This is a genomic window from Methylophaga pinxianii (assembly GCF_020447225.1).
In the GTDB taxonomy this organism is placed as follows: Bacteria; Pseudomonadota; Gammaproteobacteria; order Nitrosococcales; family Methylophagaceae; genus Methylophaga; species Methylophaga pinxianii.
Genome location: NZ_JAJAEO010000175.1, coordinates 53,939 through 67,825 on the forward strand (window position 1 = coordinate 53,939; position 13,887 = coordinate 67,825).

Genomic DNA, 13,887 nt, shown 5'->3' on the forward strand with positions numbered 1-13,887 from the left:
AACCATAATGCAATTATCTGTTTTTACACGACACTTGGCCATTCTGGTAAGTATCTGCTTACTCTCCGCCTGCGGTGCGGACGACTCGAGCCCCTTCAACGAAGAAATTGATACCAGTAAAATCTATCGTTGGAAAATGGTCACAGCCTGGCCTCCTGGCTTTCCCGTTTTACAGGAAGGCGCTGAACGCTTTGCCGCGAATCTTGAGGCCATGTCCAATGGGCGGCTTAAAGTAAAAGTATTTGCTGGAGGTGAATTAATTCCAGCGTTGCAGACATTTGACGCAGTATCACAGGGCACAGTAGAAATGGGCCATGGCAGTGCTTATTACTGGGCAGGTAAAGTCCCTGAAGCGCAGTTTTTTTCTACGGTTCCTTTTGGCATGACCCCACGCGGCATGAATGCCTGGTTATATCATGGCGGTGGTTTGGATCTGTGGCGTGAAGTTTACGCACCCTATAATGTCGTGCCATTCCCGCTAGGGAATACCGGCATCCAAATGGGCGGCTGGTTTAATAAAAAAATTACCTCTACGGCCGATCTACAGGGTCTGAAAATGCGCATTCCCGGTTTAGGTGGCAAAGTATTCGCTAAGGCTGGTGGCAACCCTATTCTATTGGCAGGTAGTGAAGTTTATACCGCACTGGAACGCAATACCATTGATGCTACCGAGTGGATTGCGCCATACCATGATCAACGTCTGGGGCTGCATAGTGCAGCAAAATATTACTACTATCCAGGTTGGCAAGAACCAGGTGCCGTGCTTGAGCTGAGTATTAATAAACGTGCCTGGGATTTATTGCCACCCGATTTACAAGCGATTATTGAAAACGCCGCTAAAGCTGAAAACCTGCTGATGGCATCCGAAATGGAACAGAAGAATGTGGCTGCTCTGGCAGAATTACGCCAGCGTGAGGATATTCATATTGTACCTTTCCCCTCTGATGTGCTGAATACACTGAAAGAAATTACTGAACAAACCCTGGCTGACGAAGCAGCTCAAAACCCAAAATTCAAACGTGTTCATGAAGCGTATAAAAACTTTCGCGAACAAGATGAAGATTGGGCCACCATTTCTGAAAAAGCCTATTTGGATATCCCATAAGTATGGTACTTATTATTTTTACCCGTGACGGACTGGAAGCGTTTCAGGCTGAAATCAGTGATGACATCTCGGCCCTCTGGACTAACCCACAGCTATTGTCAGAAATGGAACGTGAACAATTCCAAAGCCAGGGCATTAACTGTATCGAATTGCCACAGATGATTAATGTTGAAAATAATAAGTCAACTTTATGGGCTTTAGAATATGTTGAGAAAAACAGCCAGGATCAGGAGATTATGATTGAGTGCCTTTAAATCGTGGCTGTTATACGGCCTGACTTTACTACTGAATCTGGCTTTTACTGCGACGCTTTATGCCAGCGAATGGGATCAGGCCCGCTTACAGCTGGAAGCCCCCCAAACCATTACCGTTTATCGTGATGCCCACTGCCAATGCTGTCACAAATGGATTGAACATCTTGAAAAGCATCAATTTGTCGTGATCGATACCATCAGTAATAACATGAGCCAAATCAAAGACAAACTGGGTGTTCCCGATAATATGGCTTCATGCCACACTGCCGTGATTGATGAGTATGTCATTGAGGGTCATGTGCCTGCTGATGATATAAAACAGTTATTGATTGATCAGCCCGCCCATATAAAAGGTCTTTCAGTGCCACAGATGCCAGTCGGAACACCCGGGATGGAAATGGGGCCACGTAAGGATCATTTTATCGTGTTCAGTTTTGATCAGGATGCCCAGTACCAGCTGTTTAATGCTTATCAAACCAATGATGAAAATAATTATCTGCCGTTAAATCCCGTTCAGTAATGGAGCTACTGATCGTCTTGGGGCGAGTATTTGCCTCAGCAGCGGCAAACGTTTTCCAGAAAAAATTTACTCATCTGGGTTTGCATTCACTTTTTATTGTAATGCTTTCCTATCTGGTTCTGGCAGTGCTGAGCCTGCCACTTTTGGCATGGGTCGAGCATGATGCTATTCAAAACCAATTCTGGATCAACATTCTGCTTGCCGCTTTTTTGGATATGGCCGGCACACTGTTTCTAGTGTTGTCGCTGTCGAAAACGGATTTGTCTGTTTTTGGTCCACTAAACGCCTATAAAGTGGTATTTTCCATGCTGCTTGCCCTGATATTTCTGGGCGAGGTACCCAGCCTGCAAGGTTTCAGTGGTGTCATTATTATTTTGCTTGGCAGTTTTTTATTATTTCCCCCCGCCACGACAACGCAATCCAATAGGCTTTGGCAATTGTTTAAACAACGGGGCGTGCAGTATCGGTTTTTATCCATATTGTTATTTTCAATTGGCACCCTGCCCCTCAAAACAGCCGTAGTTAGCGGTGGCGCTTTAGCCACCACACTGTATTGGTGTTTGTTCGGCTTACCTTTATCTATCGGGCTGTATTACCAATTTGGCGGCAAACGTTGGCGTATGGATTGGCAATCGGCGCAAAAGCATCAAACCCATTTTATCTGGCTGGGGGCATGCATCTTTTTAATGCAATACACCACGATGTTGGTATTCTCACAATTATTGGTGGCCTATTCGCTGGCGTTATTCCAGCTCAGCATGGTGCTACAGGTATTTCTCGGTTATCGAATTTTTCATGAGAAACATATTCTTCGCCGCATGGCCGCCTGTGGAGTGATGATTGCTGGCTGTTTGCTGGTGTTAACCACTTAACTTAAGACGGCCGCGTTCGGGCGAGTGCTTCATATTGTGGTATATTGCCCGCCACTTCTTCGCCTGTTGTGATCCCACAGGCCTTTCGACTGATAAGATAAACACCATGACATTTGACGATCTGTTCCTTGATGATGAATTGATTGCCGCCGTGCGCGACAGCGGTTTTGAAAAACCTACTGAAGTCCAGCAGCTGGCAATTCCGGCATTGTTGGCAGGCCAGGACGTACTAGCCTGTGCTGCTACCGGCACCGGTAAAACAGCGGCGTTCATTCTGCCAATTTTGCAACGCCTGAATGATGAACGACATAAGCACGATCAAGCGCGCATCCTTATCCTCGCTCCCACCCGCGAACTGGCATTTCAAATTCAACATGTGTTTCACCAGTTAGGTAAAGCCTTTAAACCCACTATAGCCATGCTGACGGGTGGTGCTTCGCCTTGGGCGCAGGTCCAACATGCCAGTGCCCAATGTGACATTATCATTGCTACTCCAGGTCGTTTATTAAGTCTGGTGAACGATGAATCAGTCGATTTATCTGCCGTTGAACTGGTGATAATTGATGAAGCGGATCGCATGCTGGATATGGGACAGGGCCCGGATGTATTGATGGCTCTGGCGGCGATCAAATCCAAATTTCAGGCAGGGTTATTCTCAGCAACCTTAGCAGGTAGTGGCGTCAGGATTTTTGCCGAAGAATTGCTCAATGATCCGCAGGAAATTCATATAAATGCGGCTAATCAGCTTGCAGTGAATGTCACACAGCAAGTCTATCTGGCAGACAACCGCGAACATAAACAAGCTTTGTTACTGGCATTCATAAATGCCCCTGCCTGCCATCGTGCGCTGGTATTCTGTAATAAGAAAATCCGTGCCGAAGAAGTCTGCGACTGGTTACAGTCACAGAATATATCTGCTCAGCTGTTACATGGTGATTTCGATCAATCACTACGTCGCGAACGCATCCGTAAATTCCGCGCAGGTCAAATAAAGGTCACCGTTGCGACGGATGTCGCTGCACGCGGACTGGATGTTGCGGATATCACACATGTCATCAATTATGATCTGCCATTTCGCGGTGATAATTATATTCATCGTATAGGCCGTACTGGCCGGGCAGACAAACATGGCACGGCAATCAATCTGGTTGAACCGCATGATCTGAAAAATCTGGAGCGGATTGAATACCATCTTGGCCATGGCTTACCTATTCGCAAATTGAAAGGGCTTGCACCAAAAGCCAAGGCCAATAAGGCACGCTCCAAAAATAAGGACGATAAACCGCGTTATATTCCTAAGAAAGAGCGTGCCGCCAAAGAGGATTAGCCGGTATTACGCATACCCTGTGAGATAGCACTGATACTGCGCAGTAAAGGATCGCGCCATTTGGTGGATTCATCAGCTTCACTAAAACTGCCATGACGATAGCGTTTCAATAACATCAATTGAATGTGATTCAGCGGATCCAGATAGGCCTGTCTTCTGCGCAGCGATAATGCTAATTGAGGGTTTTCGGCCATCAGATTATCAGCACCTGTCAGTTGTAATAATTGACTGACTGTTTGCTGGTATTCATCACGAATAACTGAAAGCACTTGTTTAGCCTGTTGCTTATCGGCGCATAACTCAGCATATTCTGCTGCAATCTCCATATCCGCTTTGGAAAGCGACATCTGTGTATTACTGACCATGGCGCGGAAGAATGGCCATTCGAAATACATTTTTTGCAGCATATTCCGTCTTTCTGGATCGTCAGCAACCCATGAAGCTATCGCTGTTCCAATGCCGTACCACCCCGGGAGAGTATGCCGCGATTGCGCCCAGGCAAAAACCCAGCCTATTGCCCGGACCGAAGATTTAGAGCGGTCTCCTGCTTTGCGATGAGACGGTCGTGAACCAATATTCATCAAACCAATTTCACGGATCGGACAGGCTTCGTAAAAATAATCGAGGAAGCCTGGCGTTTGTTCAGTCAAATGTCGATACTGCTGTTCGCCCAGCTCGGCCAGTTGCTGCATGATAGTCAGATATTCGGGTTTTTCTTGGGCCGAATCGGTCACTAAACCACGGCTGGCTTTGATCAGTGCAGATACCCCCACACCTAACTCATACGCTGCAGTCTCAGTATTACCATATTTAAAGGACAATACTTCACCCTGTTCGGTGAATTTGATCTGGCCATGTACGGTATCCACCGGCTGGGCCAGAATGGCATCATGGGTGGGGCCACCACCACGGCCAATAGTGCCACCACGCCCATGAAACATCCGACAGCCAATGGCATATTTTTCAGATAGCTGACTGATCGCTTTTTGTGCCTGATACAAATTCCATGCCGAAGCGAGAATGCCGCCATCTTTACAAGAGTCTGAATAACCGAGCATGACTTCCTGCATATTGCCAGAGGCGGTCAGCAACGTACGGTATTGGCTGTTCTCCAGCAGTGCCGTCATGACTGGTTTGATATGCTCCAAATCCTCAATTGTTTCAAATAGTGGTGCCACCCGGATATGGCAATACCAACCTTTTTCATCCTGTCCGATTAAATCAGCAAACCTTGCCAGGAGCATGACTTCCAGAATATGACTGGCCTGATGGGTCATGGAAATCACATAATTGCCAAAGGCTTTTTCGCTGACTTCAACCCGCAATCGGGCGATCAGTCGGAAAACATTAATAATTTCGAGAGAGTCAGGCTGCAAATCACCATAAATATCAGGCAACCTGGGGGCGGCCAGCAAATCAGTCAACAATGTCTGACGTTCCGCTTCATTCATTAGCAGATAATGGCGATTGAGCCCGGTTAATGCCAATATCTCACCCACAGCATCGGTATGTTTTGAGGATTCCTGACGAATATCCAGGTTGTATAGATAAAAACCGAATGTTTTAACCAGCCGGATCAGATCGGTAAGTTCAGCAGCCGCTATTGCCATATCGCCGTTGTCTACCAGTGAACGATATATTAAATCTAAATCAGCCAGAAACTCATCTTCGTTATGATAAGCCACGCCCAGGCTTTCAATTTTCAGATCCGGGCGGAAAAACTCTTCCAGCACCGCCAGGTTATCCTTTAGCCGGTATCGCATCATGTAGAGTTTGCGTCGGTATGGCTCATTTACAAAACGTTGCGGGTTAGTGATAAAAGCGCCTGCATAACGTTGTTCACCCTGTTCAATATCGTTTGCCAGTGCTTCATTAATCGCACACAGTGGTTGTGAATGCGTCAGAATAAAACTGAGTTTGGTTACATCCTCCAGATAACGACGAATTACTGTACGTTTCTGCAAAGCAATCGCCATTTCTGTCGTTTGAGCAGTGACAAAGGGGTTTCCATCCCGGTCGCCCCCAATCCATGAACCAAAGCGTAAATAGTCCGGCACAACAATCGGTGTTTCCGGGTCCAGCTCATCACCATAAACTCGCCGTAATGCATTTTCCAGGTTGCGATAATTACGTGGTACCGCATCAAACAAACTGACATTGAAATAATACAGGCCGTTTTTGATTTCATCACGTACTGACGGTTTAACCGCTCTCACTTCATCAGTCGCCCAGAGTAGCTGGATTTGGCGCTTTAACTGCATTCGTATCTGTTGTTGATCGTAAGGTGTTATCAGACCTTCGGTCAGTTTCTCGTCCAGCAAAAAGACCCGACGCAACATTTCCATCACTGTACGTCGTTTGGATTCGGTTGGATGAGCGGTAAACACCGGCATAAACACCAGTTTTTTTAACAGTCCTTGCAACTGTTCAATCGTCACCCCTTCATTTTTGAACTGGGTCAGTGTGTCGAGAAACGAACCATGCCAGAGATTTCCACCGTTACGCAGTTGAATTTGCCGATTATGATGATGATAGGCTTCCTCAGCGGTGTTCACGAGACTGAAGTACAGGTTAAAAGCCCGGATCACATCGCGCAACGTCAGTTCATCCAGCGATTCAATTTTATCTTTAAGACTCTGCCGCAACTCGGCATCCTCTTCTTTACGCAACCGAATAAATCCTTTGCGTAACTGTTCGACAGCTTGGTAAACCTCTGGACCAGACTGTTCAGCGATGACTTCGCCTAATAAATTGACCAGAAAACGAACATGCGCTCGCAGGTCTTTATCCAGTAGCAACTCTAATGCGGCTACGTTGCTGAAATCAACTTGTCGTGTTGTCATGAAATATCCACTAATTGCTCATAAAGATGCAGATAAGCTTGTGCGCTATTTATCCAACTAAAATCCTGCACCATTGCCGTCAGCATCATCCGTCGCCATAAACGGGGATGTGTAAATAACTCATTTACCTTTAACAATGTGCCATACAAATCCTCGACCGTTGGCTCTGCAAACTTAAAGCCGGTTGCCAACATCTGTTTGCGATTTTCTTCTGTGGCATCGACCACCGTATCCGCCAGTCCCCCCGTATCCCTGACGACTGGCAACGTACCATAGCGCAGACTATACATTTGATTTAAACCGCAGGGCTCAAATCGTGACGGCATGAGAAACGCATCTGCGCCAGCCTCAATTTTGTGTGCAAGCGCTTCATCATAACCAAATTGAATACCCACTTTATCAGGAAATCTGGCGCGCAAAACCCTTAGGTCTTGCTCCAAACCGGCTTCCCCGCTTCCCAGACAAACTAATTGAATATCTCTGCCTTCAGTCAACAAACGGTGAATCGCCTCAATAGTGAGATCCACCCCTTTTTGTGACACCAAACGACTGATCATGCCAAACATCAACGTGTCTGCTGATTCGGGCAGAAAGAAATGTTGCTGCAATGCCTTTTTGTTCAGACTTTTAGGTCGCAGGTTTTTAATATTAAATGGATGATCAATGAACTTATCGGTTTGTGGATTCCATTCAAGGGTATCAATACCATTCACAATGCCACTTAGTCGTGATTGTTGGGCACGAAGGGACAGTAAACCTTCCAGACCATAGCCAAACTCGTAATGACAAATCTCCTGCGCATAGGTCGGGCTCACACTGGTGATATGGTCAGCATAAACCAAACCACCCTTCATAAAGGACATCATGCCATAAAACTCAATGCCTTCGATTTGCCATAACGAATCAGGCAAGTTCAGCATTTCAAACACCTGACGCGAAAATAATCCTTGATACGCCATATTATGAATAGTGAAAACGGTGGCTGGACGACTATCCTGCAGACTGAGTAAAGCTGGAATCAGACCGGTCTGCCAATCATTACAATGCACGACTTCAGGTTGCCAGTCTAATCCGGCCTGATTCGACGCCACCGCCACCGCAGCGCGGCAAAATAACGCAAAACGCGATGCATTATCAGCCCAATCCGCCCCCTTTGTATCGCAATAAGGCCCGCCATCACGATCAAAATGTTCCGCAGATTCCACCAACCAGACAATGACATCACTGCCGGGAAGTTGTGTTTGTAAAATACGAATGGCTTGTTGGTAACCTTCCAATTTAATGGTCGCCACTAATGCGCGTTCACCCAGCTGATCAAGCGTAGCGCGATAGGCCGGCATAATAATGCGAATATCCTGTTGCATCTGTGAAAGCGCCAGTGGCAGACTTGCTGACACATCCGCTAACCCTCCGGTTTTCATCAGAGGATGAACTTCACTGCTAGCAAACAGAATTTTTCGCACGATGCACTCCCAAAATTGTACAATTGATAAATTATATACGCTCAAAGGCACAGTCACAGCCTTGTAACGGGAGAAACCATGCAACCTTGTACTATTGTTATTTTCGGCGCCACCGGCGATCTATCCCAGAAAAAATTGCTACCGGCCTTGTATCATCTACAAGCCGAAAATCGTCTGACTGACGATACACGCATTATTTGTATGGGGCGTAAAGAAAGCAGCCAGCAAGAGTGGCAGGATTTGGTCATAGAGTATGTTACTCCTCGTGTTCGTGGAGGAATAAATGATGAAATACTGCAGACTTTCCTGAAGAAAGTGCACTATTTCAAATGTGATATCAATGAAGCCTTCAGCTATCACGAATTGAAAAAACTGATTACTACCCCGGAAAATGGTTTCTCTCAGAATATCGTTTTTTACCTTTCTATCAGTCCTTCTCTATTCAGCGTAGTTGGCGATCAACTTTCCGCTGTGGGGTTAAATCAGGAACAGGATGGCTGGCGTCATCTGGTGGTCGAAAAACCATTTGGTTACGATCAGAAAAGTGCGGCCGAACTGGAACGTATCCTGCGCAAAAACTTTACTGAGGAACAGACTTACCGGATTGATCACTATCTGGGTAAAGGCACAGTCCAGAATATTTTTGTGTTCCGTTTTGCCAATTTGTTATTGGAGCCGTTATGGAATCATAAATATATCGATCACGTGCAAATTACCCATGCTGAACAGCAAGGTGTGGGTGGTCGTGCCGGTTACTATGATGGCTCCGGTGCACTACGTGACATGATTCAAAGTCACTTATTGCAAGTGATGGCCCTGGTCGCCATGGAACCACCGGCAGATATGGATGATGAATCCTTACGTGATGAAAAAGTAAAAGTTCTGAAATCGATTCGGCCAATCACTAAAGACACCGTCGACCAACATGCTTTCCGTGGTCAATATGCGGCCGGTGAAATTAATGGTAAACCAGTGAAAGGTTATCTGGAAGAAGATGATGCGCCGGAAGGCAGTGTGACTGAAACCTATGCTGCGATGAAAGTCTACATCGATAACTGGCGCTGGCATGGAGTGCCTTTCTATTTACGCACCGGTAAATGCATGCCGGAATCCAAAGCAATGATTGCGATTCGCTTTAAAAAACCACCATTGGAATTATTTAAAGACACCAAAGTGGGCGAAAGTCATGCCAACTGGATTGTGATGGGTCTGCAACCTGACAACACATTGCGTATTGAGTTACAGGCTAAACAACCTGGCCTGGAAATGAAAGCGCATACGGTTGCTCTGGAAACCATGGAATCCGATGACAACAAACACAAGCTTGACGCTTATGAGGCATTAATATTGGATGCTATCCAGGGAGATCGTTCATTATTTCTGCGTGCCGACGAAGTCAATCTGGCCTGGAAAGCGGTTGATCCGATTCTGGAGAAGTGGGCAGAGGAACAGGATTTTGTACACACATACAAAGCAGGCACCTGGGGTCCAGAAGAAGTGAAATGTTTGCAGGATAATCCATGTCATGCATGGCGCAACAATATCTAGATAATGTTAATGAAAAAAAACCGGACACTGTCCGGTTTTTTTTTGCCTTAACTTAATCGGGTCAATTACGTCAGGTTAAAGCCTGACCAAGTTTTATCTTCATTTCAGCTTTCCAATCATCGGTGCAGGTAGGCGCGCCAGGTGGAAGTAATAATACGACCGTAGATCCCATGTTAAAACGGCCCATTTCCTCACCTTTATTCAAACGGATATGCGCATCAGCATAATACCAATCAAGAACATCTTTGGTGTAGGGTGGCGTAATCTCGCCTTCATGCCATACCGTTTCCATGCTGCCAACAAAAATAGCACCAACCAGAATTAATGCTACCGTTCCAAAATCCGTCTCAAATACCGTGACAATTCGTTCATTACGCGCAAACAGGCGTGGCACACCACGTACCGTCAGTGGATTAACTGAAAATAATTTTCCCGGTAAATAACGCATCCGCGTCAACTGTCCGGATAACGGCATATGTATTCGATGGTAGTCACGTGGTGAGAGGTAAATATTGGCAAATTGCCCCCCTTCAAATAACGCAGCTAATTGCTGATCGCCTCCGAGCAACTCCAGCGTTGAATAATCATGCCCTTTCGCTTGAACAATTCTGCCATCCTCAATAAAGCCAATTTGACTGAGACAGCCATCCACTGGCGATACAATGACATCGTGGCCAACGGCTACTGGTCGGGTATGGGATTTGATTTTCCGGGTAAAAAAAGCATTGAAATGTTCATAAGAATGAATATCGGCGTTTACTGCCTCAGACATATCCACTTTGTATCGGCGAATAATAGTTGAGATGATGAGATTTTTGATCCAAGGCACTCGACACCGGCAGATTTTATGCATTAATCGAGATAAGGAATGTTGCGGCAAACAGTATTGTGGCAATGAAAGCCAGAAATCTTTTTTGCTTGCCTCCGGCGCCTCGGTTTGCTTCAAATCGTTATTAGACAAATTGCCCCCTTTCACGCATTACCTAAGCTTGTCATAATCAGACACTGATATCACCAGCCCTTTCACATATAAGGAGTATACCAAGTCATGAATAATCTGCTGAACGCATTGATATTTACAGTGCTCAGTTTCACTTGTTTTGTCAGTTATGCGGGAGGTGGACAGACAACAGCACCGTTGTATTACGTCATTGAGGAGCCCTTCACGATTAATTTTTTGCGACAAAGTGATGAGAAAGCCCGCTACCTGCAAATTAAAGTCGCACTGAAATCTACCGACCCTGCCATCCTGACAAGTGCAGAAAATAATCTCCCAATGATTCAGGATGCGCTTCGCATGCTTTTTGCCGAACAAGACATGGATACTGTCAAAAGTCTTGAAGGTCGGACACAGCTACAGGAAGAAGCTTATCAACGTATCAAAGCCATTTTTGAAGAAGAGACCGGTAACAGTAACCTGGAATCCGTCTATTTCACGACCTTTCTTTGGCAGTGAACAGGCACGGTATTTGCTTTGAATAATTTATCGATAGGACATAGACAACATGGCTGAAATACAAAAAGATATCGAACTTAAGCAGGGCATGAGCAAAAAAACCAAAATTATCATGATTATTGGCATTGTTTTGCTGTTAGCGGCGATTGGTGGTGGCGTTTACTGGTGGCTGACAAAAGATGCGTCACCAGCTGAGGAAGAGACTGAAATGGCTGCACAGAAAGCACCTCCGGTGTATCACGAAGTCACTTCCCCCTTTATCGTGAACTTCTCAGAACAAAGTAATAATCAGGTTCGCTATCTGCAAATCAAAATGAAAGTGATGGCTCGTGATCAGGCTACTATTGATCTGTTTGCCTTGCATGAACCCGCGCTGGTTCATGAGTTGCTGATGTTATTTTATAGTCAAAATTATGACGATCTAAGCACGACTGAAGGTACCCAAGCTTTGCAGCAAGCCTCGCTGGAAACCATCAATAGTTTCCTTAAACAACAGGATAGTTCTGTCACCGGCCTTGAAGCGGTTTATTTCACCAGTTTGGTAATGCAATAGTTATGGCTGTTCACGATATATTGTCACAAGATGAGGTCGATGCACTGTTAAACGGGCTGGGCGGTGACGATATCAAACAGAACGAGCCCCAGCTTGATGAACATGGTAAACCCCGTCGTTATGATTTTGGTAACGAAGAGCGGATTATTCGCGGCCGAATGCCTACGCTGGAAATGATAAATGAGCGATTTGCCCGCTATCTGCGTATTAATCTCTTCAACATGTTACGTCGCTCTGCTGAGATTTCAGTCGGTGGTGTGCAGGTCATGAAATTTTCGGAATATGTGCATACCCTGTTTGTGCCAACCAGTTTAAACCTGATTCAGTTACACCCACTACGAGGCACCGGACTCATCGTTTTTGAACCGAAACTGGTCTTTACTATTCTGGATAATTACTTTGGGGGTGAAGGCCGCTTTCAGGCCAGAATCGAGGGCCGGGAATTCACAGCGACCGAACTGCGCGTTATTCGTATGGTGTTGAACCTCTGCTTCAACGATCTCACTGAAGCCTGGTCACCGGTCATGCCGGTAAATTTTGAATTCGTCAACCACGAAGTCAATCCACAATTTGCCAATATCGTCAGTCCCAGTGAAGTGGTGGTAATTTCCACCTTCCATATCGAGCTGGATGGTGGTGGTGGCGATTTACACATTACGCTGCCCTATTCGATGCTGGAACCGATCCGTGAACTACTGGATACCGGTCTGCAAAGTGACCGTACAAGCGACGATGGCCGTTGGGCTAAATCCATGCGGGAAGAATTAATGCTGGCAGATGTCACTATATCAGCCTCATTGGCACAAACCAGACTCACTCTGGAAGAAGTCCGCAAGCTGAAAGTCGGTGACATCATTCCAATCAACATGCCCAAAACTGTCACCACTATGGTAGAGAACATCCCCGTATTTCGTGCAACTTATGGTGAACATAACGAAAAAGCAGCGTTAAAAATCACCTCGATTATTGAACACCCAAAAGACAATACACCTAGCTATCAGCTGACAAAGGCTAAAAAATTATGAGTGAAGATACCAAACAATCAGATCAGGACCTGGCAGACGAATGGGCGGCAGCACTTGAAGATCAGGGCGGTAACGATTCTGCTGCAGATGATTGGGCAGCAGCCCTCGAAGAACAAGCTGAAGTCGAAGCATCAACGGCTCAGGCCAGTCCTGCTCCATTGGATAAATTAAATGATGAGGGTAAACAACGGTCTGAAGTAAATCTGGATATGGTTTTGGATATACCAGTGACCATCTCGATGGAAATCGGTCGCACCCGAATCAGTATTCGAAACCTGCTGCAATTAAGCCAGGGTTCTGTGGTTGAACTGGATCGCCTCGCCGGTGAACCAATGGATGTGCTGGTCAATGACACGTTGATCGCGCATGGCGAAGTGGTCGTAGTGAATGACAAATTTGGTATTCGTCTGACCGATGTGATCAGTGCCGCAGAGCGGATTAAAAAACTGCGATGAAATGCTGGAAAGTGATTACAACTGCTCTTATAGCAATGTTGCCCATGATGGCGCAGGCCGAAAAAGTGAATTCAACTCCGGTTAATGCCAGTAGCGTATTACAGACTATTTTTGGTTTGATCTTAGTACTGGCCATTATTGTGTTGTTGGGCTGGCTGTTAAAACGAAGTCAATATTTTCATGCCGCGCATCATGGACAATTGAAAGTATTGGGCGCTGTCTCTCTGGGCACCCGTGAAAAAGCTGTTTTGATTCAAGTGGGCGAGCAACAGCTTTTACTCGGTGTAACCCCGCAACAGATTAATACCTTACATACGTTGTCAGAACCTCTCCCTGTTAGGGAAACCCACATAAAACAATCTGATTCCTTTGCTGAAAAACTAAAACAAATGATGCAGCAACGAGGCAATTCATGATGCGTCTTGGAGTGATACTTTTATTTATTTTCTTGCCAGGTTTGGTTTTG

The 13,887-nt window shown here is 45.8% G+C and carries 14 protein-coding genes; 11 read left to right on the top strand and 3 right to left on the bottom strand.

The window, feature by feature from the left end; translation table 11 throughout:
- Nucleotides 1–7 precede the first annotated feature (7 nt).
- From LGT40_RS09845 to LGT40_RS09865, 5 genes are all read left to right on the top strand, one after another.
- Nucleotides 8–1,105: a TRAP transporter substrate-binding protein gene (locus LGT40_RS09845; RefSeq protein WP_226075396.1), complete on the top strand. Its 1,098-nt coding sequence runs from the start codon at nt 8–10 to the stop codon at nt 1,103–1,105.
- A 2-nt stretch (nt 1,106–1,107) separates the two neighbouring features.
- A complete protein-coding gene (locus LGT40_RS09850; protein ID WP_226075394.1) occupies nt 1,108–1,359 on the top strand; it encodes a hypothetical protein in 252 nt (83 codons plus the stop codon).
- A complete protein-coding gene (locus LGT40_RS09855; RefSeq protein WP_226075392.1) occupies nt 1,346–1,879 on the top strand; it encodes a DUF411 domain-containing protein in 534 nt (177 codons plus the stop codon). The genes LGT40_RS09850 and LGT40_RS09855 overlap by 14 nt, the downstream gene beginning before the upstream one ends.
- On the top strand, nt 1,879–2,751 hold the full coding sequence (locus tag LGT40_RS09860; protein WP_226075390.1) for a DMT family transporter: 873 nt from the start codon (nt 1,879–1,881) through the stop codon (nt 2,749–2,751). Before LGT40_RS09855 ends, LGT40_RS09860 begins: the two co-directional genes overlap by 1 nt.
- Before the next feature lie 106 nt (nt 2,752–2,857).
- Nucleotides 2,858–4,078 (top strand): DEAD/DEAH box helicase, encoded by a 1,221-nt coding sequence (locus tag LGT40_RS09865; protein WP_226075388.1) that lies wholly within the window; start codon nt 2,858–2,860, stop codon nt 4,076–4,078.
- Here LGT40_RS09865 and ppc read toward each other — a convergent pair.
- Nucleotides 4,075–6,921 carry a phosphoenolpyruvate carboxylase gene (ppc, locus tag LGT40_RS09870; protein ID WP_226075386.1) on the bottom strand — a complete coding sequence of 949 codons (2,847 nt, stop codon included), beginning with the start codon at nt 6,919–6,921 and terminating at the stop codon, nt 4,075–4,077. The two genes, LGT40_RS09865 and ppc, sit on opposite strands and share 4 nt — an antisense overlap.
- Entirely contained in the window at nt 6,918–8,384 is a 1,467-nt protein-coding gene (gene glgA, locus LGT40_RS09875) for a glycogen synthase GlgA (RefSeq protein ID WP_226075383.1), read from the bottom strand. The genes ppc and glgA overlap by 4 nt, the downstream gene beginning before the upstream one ends.
- A 78-nt stretch (nt 8,385–8,462) precedes the next feature.
- Here glgA and zwf point away from each other — a divergent pair, with 78 nt between their 5' ends.
- Nucleotides 8,463–9,932 (top strand): glucose-6-phosphate dehydrogenase, encoded by a 1,470-nt coding sequence (gene zwf / locus LGT40_RS09880; RefSeq protein ID WP_226075380.1) that lies wholly within the window; start codon nt 8,463–8,465, stop codon nt 9,930–9,932.
- Between the two features lie 70 nt (nt 9,933–10,002).
- Here zwf and asd read toward each other — a convergent pair whose 3' ends face one another.
- Nucleotides 10,003–10,908 (bottom strand): archaetidylserine decarboxylase, encoded by a 906-nt coding sequence (gene asd / locus LGT40_RS09885; RefSeq protein ID WP_490356164.1) that lies wholly within the window; start codon nt 10,906–10,908, stop codon nt 10,003–10,005.
- A 72-nt stretch (nt 10,909–10,980) separates the two neighbouring features.
- On the opposite strand from asd, the gene LGT40_RS09890 reads away from it, so the two are divergent.
- The 5 genes from LGT40_RS09890 to fliO are packed head-to-tail and all read left to right on the top strand — an operon-like array spanning nt 10,981 to nt 13,837.
- Entirely contained in the window at nt 10,981–11,388 is a 408-nt protein-coding gene (locus LGT40_RS09890; protein WP_226075373.1) for a flagellar basal body-associated FliL family protein, read from the top strand.
- Nucleotides 11,389–11,437: 49 nt separating this feature from the next.
- Nucleotides 11,438–11,941, top strand: coding sequence for a flagellar basal body-associated FliL family protein (locus tag LGT40_RS09895; protein WP_226075371.1), 504 nt, complete (start codon nt 11,438–11,440; stop codon nt 11,939–11,941).
- Nucleotides 11,942–11,943: 2 nt separating this feature from the next.
- Complete coding sequence (gene fliM, locus LGT40_RS09900) at nt 11,944–12,966, top strand: flagellar motor switch protein FliM (RefSeq protein ID WP_226075369.1); 1,023 nt, start codon at nt 11,944–11,946, stop codon at nt 12,964–12,966.
- Nucleotides 12,963–13,421 carry a flagellar motor switch protein FliN gene (gene fliN / locus LGT40_RS09905; protein ID WP_226075367.1) on the top strand — a complete coding sequence of 153 codons (459 nt, stop codon included), beginning with the start codon at nt 12,963–12,965 and terminating at the stop codon, nt 13,419–13,421. The genes fliM and fliN overlap by 4 nt, the downstream gene beginning before the upstream one ends.
- An 11-nt stretch (nt 13,422–13,432) precedes the next feature.
- Nucleotides 13,433–13,837: a flagellar biosynthetic protein FliO gene (gene fliO, locus LGT40_RS09910; RefSeq protein ID WP_226343197.1), complete on the top strand. Its 405-nt coding sequence runs from the start codon at nt 13,433–13,435 to the stop codon at nt 13,835–13,837.
- Nucleotides 13,838–13,887: the final 50 nt, after the last annotated feature.